This is a genomic window from Pseudomonas sp. XP2 (genome assembly GCF_053557975.1).
In genome coordinates, this window is sequence record NZ_JBNRIK010000001.1 from 281,245 (window position 1) to 305,936 (window position 24,692).

Below are 24,692 nucleotides of genomic sequence, written 5' to 3' on the forward strand. Positions count from 1 at the left end.
GTGTGGAAAGAGGGGCGATTGTAGCGCAAGGCTCAGCCCTTGCGGTTGGCAAACACCGACAGTGCCCGCTCGGTGCATTGTGCGGTCTTGCCGAAGGCCTGCACGCTGATGTCGGCCAAAGGCCGGCAGCCTTGGTCGGCCACCATCAGCATAAGAACCTGGTCATTCACCGCCAGCGAGCGCAGCAGCACGTGCTCGCTGCGGAACAGGGCACGTAGCGGGGCTGGCAGCAAGGCCGAGAACTGGCTGTGGTTTTCCGGAGTGATGCGCAGTTGCCCGGCCTGGGCCATCAGCTTTTGCAGCAGTTTGTTTTGTGACACCGGCAAGGCCAAGGCACCTGCCTCGTTGGGTAGACCCGCAATCTGCTGCACGCGCAGGCTGTCGCTGGCCTTGTCCAGGCTCAGCAGCATGATGCGTTGCATGCCGCAGGCCAGCAGGGCTTCGCGGGCCTGGGTAGCCAGGTGCACGGTGTTGGTGAACGGGCTGGGCTGTGCCAACAAGTCCTGGCACAGCTTGCGCCAGCGCGCCAGGTCGTCGCTGCTGGGCGGTGGCGGCGCCAGCATGTCCGGGTGCGGGCGGCGCTGGTGCCAGGGCCAGATCAGGGCCTCGGCCGGGTGGAACAGGGCATGCCTGGCGTGGCGGCGGGCGCTGGCGGCAGCCTGCTGGTGTACTTGCTGCTGCACATCTTCCAGCGAAGTTTGCAGGTACAGCGCAGTCAGCAGCTGCCAGCGCAGCAGGTGCGGGTTGTCCCAGCCCACTTGCGCCGCCAGCGCAAGGTTGTTGGCCAGCAGCACGGTGTTGGCCGGCTGGTTGAACCAGCGGCGCAGGCCAGGCTCGGCGTCCAGGCGGTGTTGCTGGCTGAGCAGGTCTTCGTCGCGGGCGATGTTGAGCACCAGGGCCAGTTGATCGCGTTCTTCCAGCAGCAGGCGGTAACCTTGTGTCACCCACTGCGGCAGGCGCCAGTACTCCGCCATGGTCTGGCACAGCGCCATGATGCGCACGCCAAACAGCTCATCCTCTACCAGGGCGGCGTCCTCGCCCTTGTGGATAACCCGAAGCTCCCAGGTGTCAAGCAGCTTGGGGTAGGCCAGTGCCAGCGGCCACAGTGGAGACAGGAAAAGCAGGCTTCCCCAGTGAATTTCCTGCCACAGGCGTGCCAGGCGGCTGGCAAACAGGCCGCTGGCCTGCTGCGAAGCGTGTTGGCTGATCAGCTGGAACTGGCTCAGTACGGGCGGTATTTCTTCGACGGGCAGCGCGGGCAGGCGCTTGAGCAGTTGCTCGCTGCGCTCCAGCCCCAGGCGATTCAGGGCCACCTCCAGGCTTTCGGCGGGCTCGGCCTGGCTGGCGTTGGTGGGATGGTTTGCTTCGCGCATCACCGAAAGCACCAGCGCCGGGCTATCTTGCATCAGTTCGGCAATATCGCGCAGCGAGCGGCGGCTGTCGTGAATGGCAGCCATGACCCGGTCGTAGCTGTGCTTCGGCACGGGGATGCGAACACTCTCTAGCAGCTTTACCCAGGCCTCTAGCGTACGCGGGGCCTGAGCGGGCACCTTGGTTTCGATTGGCATTTTGACATCAGTCCGAACTGGCTTTTCGCATTGAGTGGCTATAGTCTGGCGCAGTTCTGCCGATAAGTAGAAGAAGAGTTTTAAAGCTCCCGTCTCTTCCCCTGACCACGACAGCAAGTGCTTTGAACCTATGGCTAAAATTATCGGCATCATCGTCGTATTCGCGAGCGTGCTCGGCGGCTACGTGCTCTCCCACGGCAAGATCGCGGCGCTGATCCAGCCGTTCGAAGTTCTGATCATCGGCGGTGCCGCCTTTGGTGCATTCCTGCAGGCCAACCCTGGCCACATGACCATGCACGTCATCAAGAAGTCGATGAAGATGTTCGGCTCGCGCTTCACCCACGCCTACTACCTGGAGGTACTGGGCCTGGTGTACGAGATCCTCAACAAGAGCCGTCGCGAAGGCATGATGGCCATCGAGGCCGACATCGAGGACGCCGCCGCCAGCCCGATCTTCGCCAAGTACCCGACAGTACTGGCCGATGAGCGCATGACCGCGTTTGTCTGCGACTACCTGCGCATCATGTCCACCGGCAACATGGCCCCGCACGAACTCGAGGGCCTGTTCGACATGGAGCTGCTGAGCATGAAGGAAGAGCTGGAGCACCCGTCCCATGCGGTGACCGGCATCGCTGACGGCATGCCCGGTTTCGGTATTGTCGCGGCGGTACTGGGTATCGTGGTGACCATGGCCTCGCTGGGCGAGGGCGACCAGGCGGCCATCGGCATGCACGTGGGTGCGGCGCTGGTCGGTACCTTCTTCGGTATCCTGGCTGCCTATGGCTTCTTCGGCCCGTTGGCCAAGTGCCTGGAGCACGATGCCAAGGAGGAGCTGAACCTCTACGAATCGATCAAGGCTTCGCTGGTCGCCTCGGCCTCGGGCATGCCGCCTTCGCTGGCCGTCGAGTTCGGGCGCAAGGTGCTGTACCCCATGCACCGCCCAAGTTTCGCCGAGCTGGAACAAGCGGTTCGCGGTCGCTGAGTCATGGAAAACAACCAGCCCATCATCGTCAAGCGCGTCAAACGCTTTGGCGGCGGCCACCACGGCGGCGCCTGGAAAATCGCCTTTGCCGACTTTGCTACGGCAATGATGGCGTTCTTCCTGGTGCTGTGGTTGATGTCCACAGCCACCCCGGAGCAGAAAATCGCCATTGCCGGCTACTTCAAGGACCCGATCGGCTTCTCGGAAAGCGGCACGCCCTATGTCATCGACCTGGGTGGCTCACCTGAACTGGCACCGGAAAAAACCATCAACCCGGAAGTCAAATCCGAGCCGATGCCCGAGTCCACGACCCAGCTGAGCAAGGACCAGGTCGAGACCATGGCCGAGCAGGTCGAGCGCGAGCGCCTGGAGTTGCTGCTGCAGGAGCTGCAGAACAAGGTAGAAGAGAACCCGCAGCTGCAGAAGTTCAAGGACCAGATCCTGTTCGAGATCACCCAGGACGGCCTGCGCATCCAGATCATGGATGCCGAGAACCGGCCGATGTTCGACATCGGTAGCGCCCGCTTGCAGCCGTACTTTGAAGACATCCTGCTGGCCATGGCCGACACCATCAAGGCGGTGCCGAACAAGATCAGCATCAGCGGCCACACCGATGCCAAGCCGTATGCCGGCAGTGGCGAGTTCGGCAACTGGGAGTTGTCGGCCAACCGTGCCAACGCTGCGCGCCGTGCACTGGTAGCCGGTGGTTACCCGGATGGTCAGGTGGCGCGGGTGGTGGGTTATGCCTCGTCGTCGCTGTTTGACCGCAAGGACCCGTTCAACCCGGTCAACCGCCGTATCGATATCATCGTGCTGACCAAGAAGGCCCAGCGCAATATCGAGGGTGAGCAGGGTGCGCCCGAAGCGCCGGCCGCCGACCCTGCTGCACCGCCAGCCACTGGCGCTGCGCCAGGGGCTGGCGTGCCGGATGCCCCAGGGGCAGCGGAACAAGCGCCGATGCAGCCGCGTGAGCTGCGCCAGAAGCTGAACATCTTTGAAGATGGCACGCTGAAGATGGATGAGGCCAAGGAGCAGTAAACGGCTTTTTTTGTGCGGGCGACTGTTCTACACAAAACCTGAACGCTGGCGCGATCAGTGTGGGAGCGGGTTTACCCGCGAAGCATCCAGCGCGGTGGATGGCACCGGCGTTGCCGGTGTTCGCGGCTAAAGCCGCTCCCACAGGGGATCGCGGCAACTTTCATTTCAAGCGTTTCAGTAGCTGTCTTCTGTCAGGCTGGCGATGATCGAGCGGTAGCTGTTCATGCGTTGCGGCGTGATGCGCCCCTCGTCCAGTGCCTTGAGCAGCGCGCAGCCCGGTTCGCGGTCATGCTTGCAGTCGCGGAAGCGGCAGGTGCCGAACAGGTCGCGGAACTCGATGAAGCCATCTTCCACGTCGTCGCGGCTGACATGGCCAAGGCCAAACTCACGGATGCCCGGCGAGTCGATCAGGTCGCCGCCATTAGGGAAGTGGTACAGCCGTGCCGTGGTGGTGGTGTGGGTGCCCTGGCCAGACCATTCCGACAGGTCGCCGACACGGGTGCCCGCGTCCGGCAGCAGGCTGTTGACCAGCGACGACTTGCCCACCCCGGACTGGCCGACGAACACACTGATGTGGCCGTCAAGTAGTTGCTGCAGGCGCTGCATGCCGTCGCCCTGGTGTGCCGATACTTCCAGCAGCGGGTAGCCCAGTTCGCGGTAAACCTCCAGCAGCGCATGCAGGCCGGGGCCGTTCTCGTCGTTGATCAGGTCGGCCTTGTTCAGCAGCAGCAGCGGCCGCAGGCCGGCGTGCTCGGCCGCTACCAGGTAGCGGTCGATCAGGTTCGGGTGCGGCTCCGGTGCCGGGGCGAACACGATCACGATCAGGTCGACGTTGGCTGCCACCGGCTTGAGTTGCCCGTGGTTGTTCGGCCGGCACAGCTCGGTACTGCGTGGCATCTGCGCCACGATCACGCCAATGCCCTGGTTGCCCGCACGCCACACGACACGGTCGCCGGTGACCAGCGCCGGCAGGTTGGCCCGCAAATGGCAGCGGAACACCTGGCCTGCGGTTTCGCCATCCTGGGCTTCAACTTCTACCTGCACGCCGAAGTGCGCGATCACCAGGCCCAGTTGCTCGGGCCCCAGGTCGCCGCCCTCCAGTTCCTGCAGCGCATGCTGCTCGCGTTTGGCGGCGCGAGCGGCGCGCTCGCCCTGGATTTTTTCGATCCGCCAGTTTTGGCGGCGATTGAGCTGGCGTTTGGCCATGAAGGTACCGTGAGAAAGGCCCGGGTAGGGCATTGAAAACGGCTGGCAGTTTAGCACGCCAGGCGCTGGACCATTCCGCTTACCTTTGATGCAGTGAATGGGTTTGCTTTGACCACTAGGCTAATATGACGGCCTATATGAGGAGCCCCTGCATGCAAAACCCACAGAACCTGATCTGGATCGACCTGGAAATGACCGGCCTGGATCCGGACAGTGATGTCATCATCGAGATGGCCACCATCGTTACCGACAGCGAGCTGAACACCCTGGCTGAAGGGCCGGTGATCGCCATCCATCACAGTGACGAAGTGCTGGCGCGCATGGACGAATGGAACACCCGTACCCACGGTGCTTCGGGCCTGACCCAGCGCGTGCGCGAGAGCAAGCTCAGCATGGCAGAAGCCGAAGCGCAGACCATCGCCTTCCTCGAGCAGTGGGTGCCCAAAGGCAAGTCGCCGATCTGCGGCAACAGCATCTGCCAGGACCGCCGCTTCCTCTATCGCCACATGCGCAACCTGGAAAACTACTTCCACTACCGCAACCTGGATGTCTCCACCCTGAAGGAACTGGCCGCGCGCTGGGCGCCGGGCGTGCGTGACAGCTTCAAGAAGGGCAACACCCATTTGGCGCTGGACGATATCCGCGAATCGATCGCCGAACTGCGTCACTACCGCGAGCACTTCATCAAACTGTGAGCCCACAAGGCGCGGATATTGTATCTGCGCCCCCTTTTGGTGCCTTGGGCAACTGGTTAGACTGCGCGCCTTTCCTGCACGGACCCGCGCCATGTTGTTGATGCTCTACCTCATCGCTATCACCGCCGAAGCCATGACCGGCGCGTTGTCTGCCGGGCGCCGCGGCATGGACTGGTTCGGCGTGGTGCTGATCGCCTGCGTCACCGCCCTGGGTGGCGGCTCGGTGCGCGACGTGCTGCTCGGGCATTACCCGCTGACCTGGGTGAAGCACCCGGAATACCTGGTGCTGACCAGCTTTGCGGCGTTGCTGACCATCTTCATTGCGCCGATGATGCGCCGTCTGCGCTCGCTGTTTCTGGTGCTCGATGCCCTGGGGTTGGTGGCTTTTACCTTGATTGGCTGCATGACTGCACTCGAGATGGGGCAGGGCATGCTGGTGGCGTCGATCAGCGGGGTGATCACCGGGGTGTTTGGTGGGATCTTGCGCGATATCTTCTGCAACGACATTCCACTGGTGTTCCGCCGTGAGCTGTATGCCAGCGTGTCGTTTGCGGCGGCCTGGTTCTACCTGGGGTGCGTGTATTTCAAGGTGCCGGCAGAGCAGGCGATGCTGCTGACCTTGTTTGGCGGGTTTCTGGTGCGGTTGCTGGCTATCCGCTTCCACTGGGAAATGCCCAAGTTCCACTACAACGACCAGCAGTAGGTCATTTTCAGCCCTGATGCAGTCTTTGTGGGGCGGGTGGTTACTGGATGTTGTGCCGGGCCAAAGCCCACTCCACATGCTCGCGCACCAGTTCTGATTCATCCTCGCGGCGGGCCTTCAGGGCCTCGATCACAGGAATGGTGGAAGGCGCATTGCCCAACCCCACCGCCAGGTTGCGCAAGAACCGCTCATACCCCGCCCGCCGCAACGGCCCGCCCTCGGTCTTGCGCAGGAAGGTACGTTCATCCCACAGGAACATCTGCGCCAACTCGGCATTCTCCAGCCCATGCCGTGGCTGGAAGTCCTGTTCCTGGCTGTGCTTGGCAAAACGGTTCCAGGGGCAGACGATCTGGCAGTCATCGCAACCGAACACCCGGTTGCCCATCATTGCCCGCAACTCGACAGGGATCGCGCCCTTCAGTTCGATGGTGAGGTATGAGATGCAACGCCGGGCGTCCAGCACATAAGGCCCGACAAATGCCTGGGTCGGGCAAATGTCCAGGCAGGCCTGGCAGCGCCCGCAATGCTCGCTGGTGGTCGCTTCGTCCACCGGCAACGGCAGGTCCACAAACAGCTCGGCAAGAAAGAAGTAACTGCCCGCCTTGCGGTTGAGCAGCAAGGTGTTCTTGCCGATCCAGCCCAGCCCGGCCTGTTCGGCCAGGGCCTTCTCCAGCACCGGGGCGCTATCGACGAATGCGCGGTAACCGAACGGGCCGATAGCCTCCTGAATGCGGTCGGCCAGGAACTGTACGCGCTTGCGCACCAGCTTGTGGTAGTCCCGGCCCAGCGCATAGCGCGATATGTAGGCCTTTTCCGGCTGCGCCAGGCGCTGCGCCATCTGTGTGTCGCCGGGCAGGTAGTCCATGCGCAGCGAGACCACCCGCACCGTGCCGGGAATCAGTTGGTCGGGGTGCGAGCGCTTGCTGCCGTGCGCGCCCAGGTACTCCATTTCGCCCTGGTAGCCGGCATCGAGCCAGCGCTGCAGGTGGTGTTCGTGTTCGCCAAGGTCGACCCCGGCGATGCCGACATGGGCAAAACCGAGTTCCTGGCCCCAAATCTTGATCGATTGGGCCAGTTGGGCGAGGTCAGGTGTGCAGCTGGACATGGATGGGTAAGGCAATACGGGCTCAGGTGCGTATAATTCTGCCAGACAATGGAGCCTTTGACCCCATGCCGCAGACCAAACACCCCAGCCATGTCCCGCAACTGCTCAGCAGCGTGACCGTCGCGCACCTGCCGACACGGCATGCGCATGCCCATAAAGGCGACTTCGGTCATGTACTGGTGGTGGGTGGCGACCTTGGCACAGGCGGCGCTGTGCTGTTAAGCGCTGAAGCCGCCCTGCGCTGTGGCGCCGGGCTGGTCAGCGTGGCGACGCGCCCTGAGCATGTCGGCGCGAGCCTGGCCCGTCTGCCCGAAACCATGTGCCTGGGTGTCAGCTCGGCCAACCAGCTGATGGGCGTGCTGGAGCGCGCCTCGGTACTGGTGGTTGGCCCGGGGCTGGGGCAAGCGGCGTGGGGGCGTAGCCTGCTGTCGGCAGTGGCCAACGCCGAGCAGCCGCAGGTATGGGACGCCGATGCCCTGAATTTGCTGGCGCGTACCCCCCTGGCCCTGCCCAGTGGCAGTATCCTCACCCCGCACCCGGGGGAGGCGGCGCGGCTGCTGGGCATTTCCACCGAGGCGGTGCAGGCCGACCGCCAGGGCGCTGCGCGCAAGCTGGCGCGCCGTTACAACAGCGTCTGCGTGCTCAAGGGGGCCGGTACCCTGGTCGCCGACCCCGCCGGGCAACTGATGCTGTGCGAGCGAGGCCACCCGGCGATGGCCGGGGCCGGCTTTGGCGATGTGCTGACCGGTGTGCTGGCGGCCTTGCTGGCCCAAGGGCTGGACGCCTGGCAGGCCGCTGGGCTGGGTGTGTGGCTGCATGCCTGTGCGGGGGAGCGGTTGGGTGTACAAGGTAGAGGCCTGGCGGCCAGTGATCTGGCGCCGGTCATTCGTGAGTTTCTGGAGGAGCATTCTGCGTGTCTGGCATAACCCTGTTTCTGGCCGATGAAGACGCCACGGTCAAGTTTGGCGCAGCCCTGGCTGAGGTGACCGGCGGTCGCGGCGTGATCTTTCTTGAAGGCGACCTGGGTGCGGGCAAGACTACGCTTTCACGAGGGCTGATCCGTGGCCTGGGCCATACGGGTGCAGTGAAAAGCCCGACCTTCACCGTGGTCGAACCCTACGAAATCGGTGAGGTGCGGGCCTTCCACTTCGACCTGTATCGCCTGGTCGATCCGGAGGAACTGGAGTTCATGGGAATCCGTGACTATTTCGAAGGCGACCCGCTGTGCCTGTTCGAGTGGCCACAAAAGGGTGCGGGCGTTTTGCCAAAGCCTGACCTGACCATTACCATGACCCCCCAAGCGGGCGGACGCTCGCTGATCCTTTCGCCGCAGGGGGCTCGCGGCGAGGCCTGGTGCGTGGCACTGGCCAAACACTATAAACAGTAAGTGGGGTAGGTATGCGCATACGCGCACTGGTTGCCATCGTTGGGCTGCTGCTGACAACGGTGACCGTTGACGCTCTGGCCGTCACTCAAGTCAAGAGCGTGCGCCTGTGGCGCGCGCCAGACAACACGCGGCTGGTCTTCGACCTGTCTGGCCCCGTGCAGCACAGCGTCTTCACCTTGAGCGCGCCTGATCGTCTGGTTATCGACATCAATGGCGCCACGCTGGCCGCGCCATTGAACGTGGCCACCTCCAACACGCCGATCAGTAGCGTGCGTTCAGCCCAGCGCACCCCCACCGATCTACGGGTGGTGGTAGACCTGAAAAAGTCGGTCACCCCGAAAAGCTTTACGCTGGCGCCGAATGCCCAATACGGCAATCGCCTGGTGGTCGACCTGTACGATCAGGAAGCCGACGCCATTGCGGCCAGCGCGCCACCTCCGGCGCCCGTGCCGGTGCAGACGCCGGCGACCACGCCAGCGGTGCCGGTATCCCCGGCCCAGCCCGCCATCAAGTTGCCGCCGGTGCCTAGCGGCAAGCGTGAAATCGTGGTTGCCATCGACGCCGGCCACGGTGGCGAAGACCCGGGTGCGTCCGGTTCGCGTGGCCAGCATGAAAAAGACATCGTGCTGCAGATTGCCAAAGAGCTCCAGCGCCAGATCAACAGCGAAAGAGGCTTTCGTGCCGAGCTGACCCGTACGGGCGATTACTTCATTCCGCTGCGCAAACGCACGGAAATCGCCCGCAAGAAGGGGGCCGACCTGTTCATCTCGATTCACGCCGACGCCGCGCCGTCGCGTGCTGCATTTGGTGCCTCGGTGTTCGCCCTGTCTGACCGCGGCGCCACCTCCGAGACCGCGCGCTGGCTGGCCGACACGGAAAACCGTTCTGACCTGATCGGCGGTGCTGGCAACGTCAGCCTCGATGACAAGGACCGGATGCTGGCCGGCGTGCTGCTGGACCTGTCGATGACTGCCACGCTCAGCTCCAGCCTCAATGTGGGGCAGAAGGTGCTGGGCAACATGGGCCGTGTCACCTCGCTGCACAAGCAGCGTGTGGAACAGGCCGGCTTCATGGTGCTGAAGTCGCCAGATATTCCGTCGATCCTCGTTGAAACCGGATTCATCTCGAACAACAACGAAGCCGCCAAGCTGGCCACCGCCAGCCATCAGCAGGCCTTGGCCCGTTCGATCCATACCGGTGTGCGCCAGTACTTCCAGCAGAACCCACCGCCGGGTACCTATATTGCCTGGCTGCGTGATACCGGCAAGCTTGCCGCCGGCCCACGTGAGCACACAGTGCGCCCTGGCGAGACCCTGGCGATGCTCGCCGTGCGTTACCAGGTCAGCGTGGCCAGCCTGCGCAACACCAACAGCCTCAAGACGGATGAGCTGAAGGTCGGCCAGCGCCTCGACATCCCTGCTACCACATTGGCCGCGCAATGAGTGGCGGTTCGCGCATCCAGCTGCTCAGCCCGCGGCTGGCCAACCAGATCGCCGCCGGCGAGGTAGTCGAGCGGCCGGCCTCGGTTGCCAAGGAGCTGTTGGAAAACAGCCTGGACTCCGGTGCCCGACGTATCGACGTGGACGTGGAGCAGGGCGGCGTCAAGTTGCTCAAGGTGCGGGACGATGGCAGTGGTATTTCTGCTGACGACCTGCCGCTGGCCCTGGCCCGTCACGCCACCAGCAAGATTCGCGAGCTGGAAGACCTTGAAGGGGTATTGAGCCTGGGTTTCCGTGGTGAGGCCCTGGCGTCGATCAGTTCGGTGGCACGCCTGACCCTGACTTCGCGTACCGCCAATGCCAGCGAGGCCTGGCAGGTCGAAACCGAAGGCCGTGACATGACCCCGCGCGTGCAGCCGGCGGCGCACCCGGTGGGTACCTCGGTAGAAGTTCGCGATCTGTTCTTCAATACCCCGGCGCGGCGCAAATTCCTGAAGGCCGAGAAAACCGAGTTCGATCACCTGCAGGAAGTGATCCGCCGGCTGGCGCTGGCGCGTTTCGACGTCGGCTTTCATCTGCGCCACAACGGCAAGAGCATCCTCAGCCTGCACGAGGCCCATGACGAAACGGCCCGGGCGCGGCGGGTAGGCGCCATTTGCGGCCCCGGTTTCATGGAGCAGGCGCTGCCGATCGACGTCGAGCGCAACGGCCTGCGCCTGTGGGGCTGGGTTGGCCTGCCGACCTTCTCGCGCAGCCAGGCAGACCTGCAGTACTTCTTCGTCAATGGCCGTGCGGTGCGCGACAAGCTGGTTGCCCACGCTGTGCGCCAGGCCTACCGTGACGTGCTGTTCAATGGTCGGCACCCCACATTCGTGCTGTTCCTGGAGCTGGAACCCAACGGCGTCGACGTCAATGTGCACCCGACCAAGCACGAAGTGCGCTTCCGCGAGGGGCGCTCGGTGCACGACTTCCTGTATGGCACCCTGCACCGCGCATTGGCCGATGTGCGTCCGGAAGACCAGTTGGCCGCGCCTGCCGCCGTACCTGAGCTGATCCGCCCCACCGGTCAGCAGGCCGGTGAGTTCGGCCCACAGGGCGAAATGCGCCTGGCTTCGCCAGTGCTTGAACGGCCTCAGGCGCCGCAGCATGCGATCTCCAACGGCGGCAGTGGCGCCGGTTACCAGTATCAATACACCCCACGCCCTTCGCAGCCGCTGCCGGCCGCCGAGGCACAGGCGGTGTATCGCGAGTTCTACAAACCGCTGGAAGGCGGTGCGGCACCGGTCACGACGTTGCCCGAAAGCCAGGGTGATATTCCCCCGCTGGGCTACGCACTGGCGCAGCTCAAGGGCATCTATATCCTGGCCGAGAACGCGGTTGGCCTGGTGCTGGTGGACATGCACGCTGCTCACGAGCGCATCATGTACGAGCGCCTCAAGGTGGCCATGGCCAGCGAAGGCCTTAGCGGCCAGCCGCTGCTGGTGCCCGAAACCCTGGCCCTGAGCCAGCGTGAAGCTGATTGCGCCGAAGAGCATGCGCAGTGGTTCCAGCGCCTGGGCTTCGAGCTGCAGCGCCTGGGCCCCGAGACGTTGGCGATACGCCAGATTCCGGCCTTGCTCAAGCAGGCCGAGGCCAACCGCCTGGTTCAGGATGTGCTCGCCGACCTGATGGAGTACGGCACCAGCGACCGTATTCAGGCGCACCTCAATGAATTGCTTGGCACCATGGCCTGCCACGGCGCCGTGCGCGCCAATCGGCGCCTGGCCATTCCTGAAATGAATGCCCTGCTGCGCGACATGGAAAATACCGAGCGCAGTGGCCAGTGCAATCATGGCCGTCCCACCTGGACCCAGATGGGCCTGGACGATCTGGACAAACTCTTCCTGCGCGGTCGATGAAATGAGCGGCAAGCCCCCTGCAATATTCCTGATGGGCCCGACGGCGGCCGGCAAGACCGACCTGGCTATCGAACTGACCAAAGTGCTGCCGTGCGAGCTGATCAGCGTCGACTCGGCGCTGGTCTATCGCGGCATGGACATCGGTTCGGCCAAGCCGTCCAAAGAAATCCTGGCTGCCCACCCGCACCGGCTGATCGACATCCGCGACCCGGCCGAGAGCTATTCGGCCGCGCAATTTCGCGCCGATGCCCTGGAGGCCATGGCCGACATCACCGCGCGTGGCAAGATCCCGCTGCTGGTAGGCGGCACCATGCTCTATTACAAGGCGTTGATCGACGGCCTGGCCGACATGCCGGCAGCTGACGCTGCGGTGCGGGCCGACCTGGAAGCCCAAGCCGAGGCGCTGGGGCTGGCCGAACTGCACCGCCAATTGGCCGAGGTCGACCCGGAATCGGCGGCGCGCATCCACCCCAACGACCCGCAGCGGCTAATCCGCGCGCTGGAAGTGTATCGGGTGAGCGGTGAGAGCATGACAGCCCATCGCCAGCGTCAATTCGCGGAAAGTCGCGCCGCAGACGCAGGCGCTGGCGGACATTTGCCCTATACTGTCGCGAGTTTGGCGATTGCTCCTACAGATCGTCACATTTTGCATCAGCGAATTGCGTTACGATTTTCGCAGATGTTGGAACAGGGCTTCGTTGACGAGGTCCGATCGCTGCGAGCCAGAAGTGACTTGCACGCCGGGCTGCCGTCTATACGGGCTGTGGGGTATCGGCAGGTCTGGGATTACCTGGACGGCACGCTGACTGAGAATGAGATGCGAGAACGCGGTATCATTGCTACCCGGCAGCTGGCCAAGCGGCAGTTCACCTGGTTGCGTGGCTGGCCTGATGTGCACTGGCTTGACAGCATGGCCTGCGACAATCTGTCCCGCACCTTGAAATACCTTGGGGCCATCTCCATATTGAGCTGAGTCCCTGCTGATTGCCGTCTATTCTTGCGAAGGGGCGGCCTAATTTATCGATTTTCTTGATTTTCTATTATTTATCCTTACAGGAGTGCGGCATATGTCAAAAGGGCATTCGCTACAAGACCCTTACTTGAACACCTTGAGAAAAGAAAAGGTTCCGGTATCCATCTACCTGGTCAACGGCATCAAATTGCAGGGCTCGATCGAATCGTTCGACCAGTTCGTGGTACTGCTGAAGAACACCGTCAGCCAAATGGTCTACAAACACGCCATTTCGACTGTAGTGCCTGCCCGTCCGGTTCGCCTGCCAAGCCCGTCCGATTCCGACCTCGGCGACAGCGAGCCAGGCAACGCCTGATAGGAGCCTGCATTGTTCTTTGAGCGCCACGGTGGTGGTGAGCGGGCGTTGCTCGTTCACTTGGAAGGTCAGAACCCTGAGGCGCGCGAAGATCCGCAGGAGTTTCGGGAGCTGGCATTGTCGGCCGGGGCGGACATCGTCTCGCTGGTGACAGTGACAAGGCATCAGCCCACGGCCAAATACCTGATTGGCAGCGGCAAGGTCGAGGAATTGCACGACCTGGTCCATGCCGAACAGGTAGACCTGGTGATTTTCAATCACACCCTTACGCCCAGTCAGGAGCGCAACCTTGAACGTGTGTTCGAGTGCCGTGTGCTCGATCGTACCGGGCTGATCCTCGATATTTTCGCCCAACGGGCGCGTACCCATGAAGGCAAGCTGCAGGTCGAACTGGCCCAGCTTGATCACATGAGCACGCGGCTGGTGCGTGGCTGGACCCACCTTGAGCGACAAAAAGGTGGTATTGGCCTGCGTGGCCCGGGTGAAACCCAGCTGGAAACCGACCGCCGCCTGTTGCGGGTGCGCATTCGCCAGATCAAGTCACGCCTGGAGAAGGTACGCAGCCAGCGTGAGCAGGCGCGTCGCGGGCGCAAGCGCGCGGATATCCCTTCAGTATCGCTGGTGGGTTACACCAACGCCGGCAAGTCCACGCTGTTCAACGCCCTGACCGAATCCGAGGTGTACGCCGCGGACCAGCTGTTCGCCACCCTCGACCCGACCCTGCGCCGGCTCGAGCTCGACGACCTGGGGCCGATCGTCCTTGCCGACACCGTGGGCTTCATTCGCCACCTGCCGCACAAGCTGGTCGAGGCTTTTCGGGCTACGCTCGAAGAGTCGAGCAACTCCGACCTGCTGCTGCACGTGATCGACGCCCATGAGCCAGAGCGCATGGAGCAGATCGAGCAGGTGCTGGCCGTGTTGGGTGAGATTGGCGCTGAAGGCTTGCCGATCCTTGAGGTGTATAACAAACTCGACCTGCTCGAAGATGTCGAGCCACAGATCCAGCGCAATGCCGACGGCAAGCCGGAACGGGTCTGGGTATCGGCACGTGATGGGCGTGGTCTGGAGCTGGTTGGCCAGGCGATTGCCGAGTTGCTGGGGGATGATCTGTTTGTCGGTACCCTGTGCCTGGAGCAGCGTTTTGCCCGCTTGCGCGCGCAATTCTTTGCTCTGGGTGCCGTGCAGAGTGAAGAGCATGATGAAGAAGGGCGCAGCCTGCTGAGCGTGCGACTGCCCAGGGTCGAATTGAATCGCCTGGTCAGCCGCGAAGGCATGGAGCCGCAAGTGTTTGTCGAGCAACACACTTTGCAATAAATGCTCGTCGAGGTCGCCGGGCAGCAGTGACAGGCATTCTGTAGCATTGGACGGCGCGCCGTGGGCGCGTCTTTGCTTTATCAGATGGAGAGCGCTATGGCTTGGAACGAGCCGGGTGGCAACTCGAACAATCAGGATCCCTGGGGCGGCCGCCGTGGTGGCGGTGGCGGTGGTGGTGACAAGAAAGGTCCGCCGGATCTGGACGAGGCCTTCCGCAAACTGCAGGACAGCCTGAATGGCATGTTCGGCGGTAACAAGAAACGTGGCGGCGGTGACCGCAATGTCGGCAAGGGCGGTGGCCTGGGCCTGCTGGGCATAGGCCTGGCGGTGCTGGCTGCCATCTGGCTGTACAGTGCCGTGTACGTGGTCGACGAGCAGGAGCAGGCCGTGGTGCTGCGCTTCGGCAAGTACCACGAGACGGTCGGTCCCGGCCTGAACATCTACTTCCCGCCGATTGATCGCAAGTACATGGAAAACGTCACGCGTGAGCGTGCCTATACCAAGCAGGGCCAGATGCTGACCGAAGACGAGAACATCGTCGAGGTACCGCTGACCGTCCAGTACAAGATCAGCAACCTGCAGGACTTCGTGCTTAACGTCGACCAGCCTGAGGTGAGCCTGCAGCACGCGACCGACAGTGCCCTGCGCCACGTGGTGGGTTCCACCTCGATGGACCAGGTGCTCACCGAAGGCCGTGAACAGATGGCCGTGGATATCCGCGAACGTCTGCAGCGCTTCCTCGACAACTACCGTACCGGTATCACCGTTACCCAGGTCAACGTACAGAGCGCGGCAGCCCCGCGTGAAGTGCAGGAAGCCTTCGACGACGTGATCCGTGCCCGCGAAGACGAGCAGCGTGCCCGCAACCAGGCCGAGTCCTACGCCAATGGCGTGGTGCCGGAAGCCCGTGGTCAGGCCCAGCGCATCATCGAGGACGCCAACGGTTACCGCGACGAAGTCATCGCCCGGGCCAAGGGTGAGGCCGACCGCTTCACCAAGCTGGTTACCGAGTACCACAAGGCACCTGACGTGACCCGTCAGCGTCTGTACCTGGAGACCATGCAAGAGGTCTACAGCAATTCGAGCAAGGTCATGGTGGCGACCAAGGACGGGCAGAACAACCTGCTTTACCTGCCACTGGACAAGATGGTCGAAGGCAGCCGCAACCCGTCCACGCCAACCACCAGCGTGTCGCCATCGGCCAACGATGCGGCCGCCCGTGCGGCGCAGGACCTGCAACAGCAACAGCAGCCGCTGCGTACTAGGGAGAGCCGCTGATGAGCAATAGATCGCTGATCGCCCTGATCGCCGCCGTCGTTCTGGCCATTGTGGCCTGGAACAGCTTCTACATCGTGTCCCAGACAGAACGTGCGGTACTGCTGCGCTTCGGTAAGGTGGTCCAGGCAGATGTTCAGCCCGGCCTGCACGTGAAGATTCCGTACGTGAACCAGGTGCGCAAGTTCGACGCCCGCCTCATGACCCTCGACGCCCCGACCCAGCGGTTCCTGACCCTGGAGAAAAAAGCGGTGATGGTCGACGCCTACGCCAAGTGGCGCGTCAAGGATGCCGAGCGCTTCTACACCGCCACGTCCGGCATGAAGCAGATCGCCGACGAGCGTCTGTCGCGTCGTCTGGAAAGCGGCCTGCGCGACCAGTTCGGTAAACGTACCCTGCACGAGGTGGTTTCCGGTGAGCGTGACGCACTGATGGCCGACATCACTGCATCGCTGAACCGCATGGCCAACAAAGAGCTGGGCATCGAGGTGGTCGACGTGCGCGTCAAGGCCATCGACCTGCCGAAGGAAGTCAACCGCAGCGTGTTCGACCGTATGAGCACCGAGCGTGAGCGTGAAGCTCGCGAGCACCGTGCCAAGGGTAACGAGCTGGCTGAAGGTATTCGTGCCGATGCCGACCGCCAGCGCCGTGTGCTGCTGGCCGAGGCCTATCGCGAAGCAGAAGAAACCCGTGGTGACGGCGACGCCCAGGCGGCTGCCATCTATGCCAAGGCCTACAGCCAGGACGCTGATTTCTATGCGTTCCACCGTAGCCTGCAGGCATACCGCGAGAGCTTCTCGAGCAAGAGCGACGTGCTGGTCCTGGACCCGAAGAACGAGTTCTTCCGTTACCTGGACAAGAGCAAGCCGTGATGCTCAGGCCCTGATTTTCATGCAGCGGCGCCCCGCCTGGCAGCTAAAACACCAGGCGGGGTGCATCCTGAATGAAAAGGGGTGTATGATGAGGCAGCCGGGAAATTTCCCGGCTTTTTTGCGTCTGAAAGGTTGATTGGCACAGCGCCAGTTGACGGTTTGGTCAGCTCGCAAGGCAATTCGAGGGTATCGGGTACGGTGGCTGCGCTGGGATCAGTGCTGCCCGCTGCTGTGCGCGATACCGGCTTTACTGACGGCTCGCCAGCTGGCAAGCCGCCCGGACCAGAGGGGAAAAGGCGTAATGGCAACGGTAGACCGCTGGCTGCTGCCAGATGGCATCGAGGAAGTACTGCCACCTGAAGCCGCGCGCATCGAGATCGCGCGCCGCCAGGTGTTGGACCTGTTCCAGAGTTGGGGCTACGAGCTGGTCGTCACCCCGCATATCGAGTACCTGGAGTCGCTGCTCACCGGCGCCGGCCAGGACCTGGATCAGCGCACCTTCAAGGTAGTGGACCCGCAGTCCGGTCGCCTGATGGGCTTCCGCGCCGACTTCACCCCGCAGGTGGCGCGCATCGACGCGCACACCCTGCGCCGTGAAGGCCCGAGCCGCCTGTGCTACGCCGGCAGCGTGCTGCACGCCCAGCCGCGTGCACTGTCCACCTCGCGCAGCCCGATCCAGCTAGGCGCCGAGCTGTATGGCGATGCCAGCCCGACCAGCGACGTGGAAGTCATCAGCCTGATGCTGGCCACGCTGCAACTGGCCGATGTGCCGGACGTACACATGGACCTGGGCCACGTCGGTATCTACCGCGGCCTGGCCCGTGCTGCCGGCTTGTCCGGTGCGGTCGAGCAGCAGCTGTTCGACGCCCTGCAGCGCAAGGCCGTCGATGAAGTGCAGGCATTGACCGCCGACCTGCCGAAGGACCTGGGCAACATGCTGCGTGCATTGGTCGAGCTGTGCGGTGGCCGTGAAGTGCTGGCCGAAGCCCGCGTGCGCCTGGGCCGTGCCCCGGCCAGCGTGCTGGCGGCGCTGGACGACCTGCTGGCGATCGCCGATCGCCTGACGTCGCGCTATCCGGACCTGCCGTTGTACTTCGACCTCGGCGAGCTGCGCGGCTACAACTATCACACCGGCGTGGTGTTTGCCGTGTTCGTGCCGGGCGAGGGTCAATCGATCGCCCAGGGCGGGCGCTACGACGACATCGGCGCCGACTTTGGCCGGGCCCGCCCGGCCACCGGTTTTTCCACGGATTTGAAGACCCTGGTCACACTGGGGCGAGCGGAGGTCGTATTGCCAACTGGCGGCATCTGGATGCCGGACAGTGGCGACGCGGCCCTCTGGCAGCAAGTCTGCCAGTTGCGCAACGAGGGCCAGCGTGTGGTCCAGGCCCTGCCTGGCCAGCCGTTGAGTGCTGCTCTCGAGGCGGATTGTGATCGGCAATTGATTCAGCAAGACGGGCGCTGGCAGGTTCTGCCGCTGGCCCAGTGAGTTTCTGCGTCGGCAACAGGCCGGCAACCAAGTTTGCGTGAATGAGGACCAATGTAATGGGTAAGAATGTCGTCGTCCTGGGCACCCAGTGGGGTGATGAGGGCAAAGGCAAGATCGTCGATCTGCTGACCGAACATGCTGCCGCCGTAGTGCGCTACCAGGGGGGCCACAACGCGGGTCACACCTTGGTGATCAACGGTGAAAAGACCGTTCTGCACCTGATTCCGTCCGGCATCCTGCGTGAAGGCGTACAGTGCCTGATCGGCAACGGCGTGGTCGTTGCCCCGGACGCCCTGATGCGCGAAATCACCAAGCTGGAAGAAAAAGGCGTACCGGTGCGCGAGCGCCTGCGCATCTCCCCGGCTGCGCCGCTGATCCTGTCGTACCACGTGGCCCTGGACCAGGCCCGCGAAAAAGCCCGTGGCGAAGCCAAGATCGGCACCACCGGCCGTGGTATCGGCCCAGCCTACGAAGACAAGGTCGCGCGCCGCGGCCTGCGCGTGGGTGACCTGTTCCACCGCGAGCGTTTCGCTGCCAAGCTGGGTGAGTTGCTGGACTACCACAACTTCCAGCTGGTGAACTACTACAAAGAGCCGGCCATCGATTTCCAGCAAACCCTGGACGAGTGCATGGCCTACGCTGAACAGCTCAAGCCGATGATGCTCGACGTCACCGCCGAGCTGCACAACCTGCGTCGCGCCGGCAAGGACATCATGTTCGAAGGTGCCCAAGGCTCGCTGCTGGACATCGACCACGGTACCTACCCGTACGTCACCAGCTCCAACACCACCGCTGGCGGTATTTCCACCGGTTCCGGCGTTGGCCCGATGTACCTGGACTACATCCTGGGTATCACCAAGGCGTACACCACTCGCGTAGGCTCCGGTCCGTTCCCGACCGAACTGTTCGACGAGACCGGCGCTACCCTGGCCAAGCGTGGCCACGAGTTCGGTTCCACCACCGGCCGCGCTCGCCGTTGCGGTTGGTTCGACGCTGTGATCCTGCGTCGCGCCATCGACGTCAACAGCATCTCGGGCATCTGCCTGACCAAGCTGGACGTGCTGGACGGCCTGGAAACCATCAACATCTGCGTTGGCTACAAGAACGAGAACGGTGCTGTCATCGACGCGCCTTCCGATGCCGACAGCTACATCGGCCTGGAGCCGGTGTACGAAGAGATGCCAGGCTGGAGCGAGTCGACCCTGGGTGCAAAAACCCTGGAAGAGCTGCCGCAAGCTGCGCGTGACTACATCAAGCGCATCGAAGAGCTGGTTGGCGCGCCGATCGACATCATTTCGACCGGCCCGGACCGCAACGAGACCATCGTGCTGCGTCACCCGTTCGCCTGATCTGCCCTCCAGGCTGATCTGACGCCGTGGCCCTGAAAGGGGCCGCGGCGTTTTCATTTGTGGGGTATGCCTGCACTGGCCCTATCGCCGGCAAGCCAGCTCCCACAGCATCTCCACAGATCTCGGGATAGGCCGGTACAGGCAACCCTCTTCCTGAAACTTGGCGTTTATCCCTGCTGCCTTCGGCACAACCCTTGCTGTAAGAAGTTTCTGTAGATGCCATCAAAATAGTGGCGCCAGTAAACACGAGGGTTACACCGTGTCTGCCATCCTCTCACTGTTACGAAGCCGCCTTTTGCGGCCTGTGTTTGTTGCCCTTGGTATCGCTCTTTTGGTGCAGGTGCTGGTTGCCGTTGCGCTCACCCGAAGCACGGTCACCGCCCTGGAAGCCGACCTTGGCGAACGCCTGGGCAACGACAGCCGCCAGCTGGCCAACGACCTGGAGCAAGCCGGGCAAGACGTGCGCTCGGGCCTGGACAGCCTGTCCAGCAGCACCCGCCAGCGCCTGAGCGCCGGGTTGTCGGAGCGCCTGCAAAGCGAACAGCAGCAACTGCGCAGCACCCTGGAAAAGAACCTGAAGGACTCTGCCAACGACATGGCCGAGCTGCTGGCTTCGGTGGCCCCGCGGGCGATCTGGGACAACGACGTGCCAGTGCTCTCTGACTTTGCCCGGCGTGCCCAGCGTAACCCCAACGTGCTGTTCGTGGTGTACGACGATGCCCAAGGCCAGCACCTGACCCGCTACCTGAACCGGCAAAACCCGATCAACCAGGCGTTGATGGACAAGGGCCAGGGCGAGCGTGCGCTGGACAAGGTGATCGATGCCGCCCGGCGCGACCCGGCGGTGTACTTTGTCGAAGCCTCGATCAACCCTAATGGGGCGGAAATCGGCAAGGTGGTGATGGGTGTTTCTACGGCCGGTATCGACCAGGAGCTCAAGGCCCTGGATCAGCGTTTCACGGCGCTGATTGCCAGCGGTGAGCAACTGGTTGCAGACAGCCTGGTGGGCGCTGCCGCCGACAGCGGCAAGACCCTGCGCGAGCGCCTGGAAAAGGCGCAAGGCAGTGCTGCAGCAATGCAGGCCAATACCGCGCAGACCGTGCGTGATGCCGCCGCCGAGCTGCGCTGGCGCATTGGCCTGGGTTTGGTGCTCGTTGGTCTCGGCGTGCTGCTGGTGGTGGCCGTGGTGCTTGGCCGCCGAGTGCTGAGCAAGCTGCGCCTGTTGATTGCTGCCCTGGACGACCTGGCGGCGGGCGAAGGCGACCTGACCAAGCGCGTGCCGCTCGACAGCCGCGACGAAATTGGCGACATGGCTTCGGCGGTGAACCGCTTTGTCGACAAGCTGCAACCGATCGTGCGTGAGGCGGGCGAGGTGGCCCAGCGTACCGGTGTCGAGATTGGCGCGATGGCCCAGCGCAACGCCGGCGCGGATGCTGCCGCCGCATTGCAACGCGATGAAGTGGCAGCCAGCCTGCGCGACCTTTCGAGCATGGCCGATGAAGCCCAGGCCGAAAGCCATGCGATGCAGGCGGCCTTGAAACAGGTGGTGGATATCCGCCAGGCCACCGACGAAAACAGCCGCACCTCGACCCAGCTCGCGGGATTGATCGAGAACCTGGCAGGCCAGGTAGAGACCGGCTCCCAGGTGATCGAGCGCCTGGCCAAGCAAAGCGAGCAGATCGAAGTGGTGCTGACGGTGATCCACGGCATTGCCGAGCAGACCAACCTGCTGGCGCTGAACGCGGCCATCGAGGCCGCCCGGGCAGGTGAGACCGGGCGCGGGTTTGCCGTGGTGGCCGATGAGGTGCGGGCGCTGGCGAGCAAGACGCAGAGCTCCACAGGGGATATCCAGTCGCACATCGCGGCGCTGCAGAAGGGCGCCAAGGAAGCCGTGGCGACCATCAGCCAGGCCGGGCTCAAGGCCAGCGAAGGGCTGCTGGTACTGCGTGATAACGAGCGCCGGCAGCAGTCGGTGCAGGCGGCGGTGGAGCAGGTGCATGCGGCCATTGGCCTGGCCACCCGCGCAGCTGAGCAGCAGGCGAGCGGGGCGCAGGCCGTGCGGGGGCGGGTGGAGACTATCCATGCCCAGGCTGAGCGCTCGGCCGAAGTGGTGATGCAGACAACAGCCAGCAGCAAGGTGCTGGATGACCTGGCCGCGCAGCTACGGGCAAGCCTGGGGCAGTTTAGAGCTTGAGATGGAGGCGGTCGTGAGGTTTTCGGCGCCTGTGAGATCGAGCGCCGCGCGGGCGGCGCTCGATATACGCAACGGCACAGCAATCGAGGTGGACCATTCAAGCCTTGTTCAGGTACATCCGCGTAGTCAGCAAATACACCGGCAGCCCCGAAACCACGATCAGCAGTGCCGCATAAGGCGCCGCTGCCGCGAACTCGACGTTGGCCGTATGCGCCCACACCTCGGTGGCCAATGTGGTCATGCCCGTGGGGCTGAGCAGCAGCGTGGCCGTCAGCTCCTTCATGGCATCCAGGAATACCAGCGCGAAAGCCGCCGCCATGGCCGGGAAGATGATCGGCAGGGTCACCCGGCAGAACGCAGTAAAGCTGCTCGCACCCAGGGTGCGTGCAGCTTCCTCAAGCGTTGGCGAGGCCTTGTTCAGCGCGGTGCGCACTGGCGACTGCGCCAGTGGCAAAAACAGCAGCGCATAGGCCAGCAGCAGCAGTGCCGTGGTCTGGTACAGCGCCGGCACGTAGTGCAGGGCGAAGAACACCAGGGTCAGGGCAATCACCAGGCCGGGCAGGGCGTGCAGCAGGTAAGGCAGGCGCTCGGCCCAGATCGCCAGGCGACCCTTGTAGCGCACCACCAGGAAGCTGATCGGCAGGGCCAACAACACGCAGAAGCCAGCACCGCCAAGCGACACCGACAGCGAAGTAAACAGAGCCTTGGAGATAGCCGCCACCGGGAACGCTGCCGACGAACCCACGCTGAGCCAGTAGCCGAGCATGGCCAGTGGAATACCGCTGCCCAGCACCGCCAGGCCCACGCAGAACAGCTGCGCCAGCACCGCCCAGCCGCGCAGCCGCACCGGTTGCGCCCGCCGCGCTACGCCCTGGCCGATGCGTACATGGCGGGCTTTGCCGCGTACGCGCAGTTCCAGCCACAGCATCACCAGGCACATCGCCAGCAGCACGGCAGACAGCATGGCCGCGTTGGCATTGCTGAACTCCAGTTCGAACTGTTGGTAGATGGCGGTGGTGAACGTCTGCAGGCCGAGGATCGACAGCGCGCCGAACTCCACCAGCATGTGCAGGGCAATCAGCAGCGCGCCACCGAGCATCGACGGCCACAGCAGTGGCAGGGTGACCTTGCTGAACACGCCCCAGCGGCTGCAACCCAGGGTGCGCGCCGACTCTTCCAGCGAGGTATCGAGGTTACGCAGAGTTGCGGCCACCGGCAGAAACACCAGCGGGTACTTGGACAGGGCCATGACCATGATCGCCCCGCCGAGGCCTTCGAAGTCCGAACTCAGCGACACCCAGGTGAAGCTGCTGACGAACGACGGCACGGCGAACGGCAGGCACAACACCACGCCCCACAGTCGACGACCTGCCAGGTTGCTGCGCTCCAGCAGCCAGGCCAGCGCCAGGCCGACCACCATGCAGGTCAGTGTCACCCCGACCATCAGCAACAGGGTGTTGCGCATCAGCCCCCAGACAAAGGGGCGCCACAGCAGGTGCAAGGCTTCGCGCCAGCCGGCTTCCCAGGCTTTGATGGCGACATAAGCCAGGGGCAGCAGGCTCATCGCGACCAGGAACAGCACAGGCAGCACGACCCAGATGGAGGGGCGCTTGCGGCGCGGTACAAAGCGCACCGGCGCCGGTGCAGACAGGGCGGCAGTCATCAGAGCAGGCCGACCTCGCGCTCAAGCTCGATGGCTTCCTCGGCGTTACCCAGGTCGGCCGGCGAGATCTTCGGCGGGCGCAGCTCGTCGAACGGTTTCAGGCCGCGGTCAGAAACCATGCCCTTGTGCAGCGGGTACTCGGCGGTGGTCTGGGTGATGACGCGCTGGCCTTCTTCGCTGGCCATCCAGTTGAGCAGGGCCTGGGTCTCTTTCGGGTGCTTGCTGGCCTTCACCACGGCTGCGCCGGAGATGGTGACCAGGTTGCCGGCGTCACCGTCGGCCAGGTAGTAGAGTTTGGTGTCCAGTTTGCCGCGTTCGCGTTCAAGCGCGTACCAGTAGTAGTTGTTTACCAGTACCGCAGCCACTTCGCCTTTTTCCACGGCTTTGAGGGCGACCATGTTGTTGGTGTAGGTCTTGCCGAAGGCTTTAAGGCCGGTCAGCCATTCCTCGGTAGCTTCACGACCGTGCATTTTCAGGATGGCCACAGCCTGCTCCTGGAACGCACCACTGGTAGGCACATAGCCGACGCGGCCTTCCCACTCAGGGTTGGCAAAGTCCATCACTGTGGTAGGCAGGTCTTTTTCGTCGACCTTCTTCGGGTTGTACACCACGATGCGCGTACGGGCCGTGATGCCCATCCACGTACCGTTGGCGCCAACGTATTCCTTGGGCACCATGTTTGCGGTGGCGTCGTCGATCTTCGCCAGCAAGCCCAGCTCGCCCAGGTTGTTCAGCGGCGGCGACTCTTCGGTATAGATGATGTCGGCTGGCGAGCGGTCGCCTTCCTCGATTATCTGGCTGGCCAGCTGGTTGCTGCTGCCTTTGCGGATATTGATGTGAATGCCGGTCTTGGCCTCGTAGGCCTTGGCGATGGCTTCGCCGATTTCCTTATGCTGACCGTTGTACATGGTCAGGGTGACCGGTGCGTCTGCCATGGCGGCCGGAGCGCCGATGACCAGGCTCAGCACGGCGGCGGCCAGAGTACGCATCAGCAGTTGCGGGCGGATCGTCATGCGGGTACTTCCTCGCTTACGGCTACATATTTGGAAACAATGGTAAACGAAATTGTTTCTCAAGTGGCCGGGTGACGAGAAATTCATGGGCAGACCATGGTGCAGGACCGGGAGTGCGCGGGGAGGGTGGGGCAAAAAACGCAGGCAAGAAAAAACCCACTAGCAAGCTAGTGG

General features: G+C 63.4%; 20 protein-coding genes and 2 pseudogenes. 17 read left to right on the top strand and 5 right to left on the bottom strand.

Annotated elements, in window-relative coordinates:
- Positions 1–32 precede the first annotated feature (32 nt).
- Complete coding sequence (locus tag ACK1VC_RS01190; RefSeq protein WP_023048988.1) at positions 33–1,568, bottom strand: HDOD domain-containing protein; 1,536 nt, start codon at positions 1,566–1,568, stop codon at positions 33–35.
- 130 nt (positions 1,569–1,698) lie between these two features.
- Between ACK1VC_RS01190 and motA the strand changes: the two genes are divergently transcribed.
- Together motA and motB are read left to right on the top strand one after the other, a co-directional pair.
- Positions 1,699–2,550 carry a flagellar motor stator protein MotA gene (motA, locus tag ACK1VC_RS01195; protein ID WP_016489455.1) on the top strand — a complete coding sequence of 284 codons (852 nt, stop codon included), beginning with the start codon at positions 1,699–1,701 and terminating at the stop codon, positions 2,548–2,550.
- A 3-nt stretch (positions 2,551–2,553) separates the two neighbouring features.
- Positions 2,554–3,588, top strand: coding sequence for a flagellar motor protein MotB (motB, locus tag ACK1VC_RS01200; protein WP_016489454.1), 1,035 nt, complete (start codon positions 2,554–2,556; stop codon positions 3,586–3,588).
- 174 nt (positions 3,589–3,762) lie between these two features.
- Here motB and rsgA read toward each other — a convergent pair whose 3' ends face one another.
- The gene (gene rsgA / locus ACK1VC_RS01205) at positions 3,763–4,794 is read right to left on the bottom strand and encodes a small ribosomal subunit biogenesis GTPase RsgA (RefSeq protein WP_016489453.1); all 1,032 of its coding nucleotides are present in this window, start codon (positions 4,792–4,794) and stop codon (positions 3,763–3,765) included.
- Positions 4,795–4,946: 152 nt separating this feature from the next.
- On the opposite strand from rsgA, the gene orn reads away from it, so the two are divergent.
- Positions 4,947–5,489, top strand: a complete 543-nt coding sequence (orn, locus tag ACK1VC_RS01210; protein WP_016489452.1) for an oligoribonuclease — start codon at positions 4,947–4,949, stop codon at positions 5,487–5,489.
- A gap of 91 nt (positions 5,490–5,580) precedes the next feature.
- Positions 5,581–6,192, top strand: coding sequence for a trimeric intracellular cation channel family protein (locus ACK1VC_RS01215; protein WP_003249516.1), 612 nt, complete (start codon positions 5,581–5,583; stop codon positions 6,190–6,192).
- Positions 6,193–6,232: 40 nt separating this feature from the next.
- On the opposite strand, the gene queG is transcribed toward ACK1VC_RS01215, so the two are convergent.
- A complete protein-coding gene (gene queG / locus ACK1VC_RS01220; protein ID WP_016489451.1) occupies positions 6,233–7,297 on the bottom strand; it encodes a tRNA epoxyqueuosine(34) reductase QueG in 1,065 nt (354 codons plus the stop codon).
- Between the two features lie 65 nt (positions 7,298–7,362).
- Between queG and ACK1VC_RS01225 the strand changes: the two genes are divergently transcribed.
- From ACK1VC_RS01225 to ACK1VC_RS01285, 13 genes and pseudogenes are all read left to right on the top strand, one after another.
- Positions 7,363–8,223 carry an NAD(P)H-hydrate dehydratase gene (locus ACK1VC_RS01225; RefSeq protein WP_191087041.1) on the top strand — a complete coding sequence of 287 codons (861 nt, stop codon included), beginning with the start codon at positions 7,363–7,365 and terminating at the stop codon, positions 8,221–8,223.
- On the top strand, positions 8,211–8,684 hold the full coding sequence (gene tsaE, locus ACK1VC_RS01230) for a tRNA (adenosine(37)-N6)-threonylcarbamoyltransferase complex ATPase subunit type 1 TsaE (protein WP_016489449.1): 474 nt from the start codon (positions 8,211–8,213) through the stop codon (positions 8,682–8,684). Before ACK1VC_RS01225 ends, tsaE begins: the two co-directional genes overlap by 13 nt.
- Before the next feature lie 11 nt (positions 8,685–8,695).
- Positions 8,696–10,126 carry an N-acetylmuramoyl-L-alanine amidase gene (locus tag ACK1VC_RS01235; RefSeq protein ID WP_016489448.1) on the top strand — a complete coding sequence of 477 codons (1,431 nt, stop codon included), beginning with the start codon at positions 8,696–8,698 and terminating at the stop codon, positions 10,124–10,126.
- Positions 10,123–12,021, top strand: a complete 1,899-nt coding sequence (gene mutL, locus ACK1VC_RS01240; protein WP_060516842.1) for a DNA mismatch repair endonuclease MutL — start codon at positions 10,123–10,125, stop codon at positions 12,019–12,021. The genes ACK1VC_RS01235 and mutL overlap by 4 nt, the downstream gene beginning before the upstream one ends.
- 1 nt (position 12,022) lies before the next feature.
- Positions 12,023–12,994: a tRNA (adenosine(37)-N6)-dimethylallyltransferase MiaA gene (gene miaA / locus ACK1VC_RS01245; protein ID WP_023048022.1), complete on the top strand. Its 972-nt coding sequence runs from the start codon at positions 12,023–12,025 to the stop codon at positions 12,992–12,994.
- A 94-nt stretch (positions 12,995–13,088) separates the two neighbouring features.
- Positions 13,089–13,349, top strand: a complete 261-nt coding sequence (gene hfq / locus ACK1VC_RS01250) for an RNA chaperone Hfq (RefSeq protein WP_016489445.1) — start codon at positions 13,089–13,091, stop codon at positions 13,347–13,349.
- 12 nt (positions 13,350–13,361) lie between these two features.
- A complete protein-coding gene (hflX, locus tag ACK1VC_RS01255; protein ID WP_016489444.1) occupies positions 13,362–14,663 on the top strand; it encodes a ribosome rescue GTPase HflX in 1,302 nt (433 codons plus the stop codon).
- 96 nt (positions 14,664–14,759) lie between these two features.
- Positions 14,760–15,941 (top strand): FtsH protease activity modulator HflK, encoded by a 1,182-nt coding sequence (gene hflK / locus ACK1VC_RS01260; protein WP_016489443.1) that lies wholly within the window; start codon positions 14,760–14,762, stop codon positions 15,939–15,941.
- Positions 15,941–16,810, top strand: coding sequence for a protease modulator HflC (hflC, locus tag ACK1VC_RS01265; RefSeq protein ID WP_012274454.1), 870 nt, complete (start codon positions 15,941–15,943; stop codon positions 16,808–16,810). The genes hflK and hflC overlap by 1 nt, the downstream gene beginning before the upstream one ends.
- 301 nt (positions 16,811–17,111) lie before the next feature.
- On the top strand, positions 17,112–18,299 hold the full coding sequence (locus ACK1VC_RS01270) for an ATP phosphoribosyltransferase regulatory subunit (protein ID WP_016489442.1): 1,188 nt from the start codon (positions 17,112–17,114) through the stop codon (positions 18,297–18,299).
- 56 nt (positions 18,300–18,355) lie between these two features.
- Positions 18,356–19,648, top strand: coding sequence for an adenylosuccinate synthase (locus tag ACK1VC_RS01275; protein WP_016489441.1), 1,293 nt, complete (start codon positions 18,356–18,358; stop codon positions 19,646–19,648).
- A 1,075-nt stretch (positions 19,649–20,723) separates the two neighbouring features.
- Positions 20,724–20,984 (top strand): annotated as a pseudogene (locus ACK1VC_RS01280) (HAMP domain-containing protein); the annotation flags it as partial.
- A gap of 342 nt (positions 20,985–21,326) precedes the next feature.
- A pseudogene (locus tag ACK1VC_RS01285) lies at positions 21,327–21,842 on the top strand (methyl-accepting chemotaxis protein); the annotation flags it as partial.
- A 97-nt stretch (positions 21,843–21,939) separates the two neighbouring features.
- Here the strand turns inward: ACK1VC_RS01285 and ACK1VC_RS01290 are convergent.
- Positions 21,940–23,505 carry an ABC transporter permease gene (locus ACK1VC_RS01290; RefSeq protein ID WP_016489439.1) on the bottom strand — a complete coding sequence of 522 codons (1,566 nt, stop codon included), beginning with the start codon at positions 23,503–23,505 and terminating at the stop codon, positions 21,940–21,942.
- Complete coding sequence (locus tag ACK1VC_RS01295; protein ID WP_016489438.1) at positions 23,505–24,518, bottom strand: extracellular solute-binding protein; 1,014 nt, start codon at positions 24,516–24,518, stop codon at positions 23,505–23,507. Before ACK1VC_RS01295 ends, ACK1VC_RS01290 begins: the two co-directional genes overlap by 1 nt.
- Between the last annotated feature and the right edge of the window lie 174 nt (positions 24,519–24,692).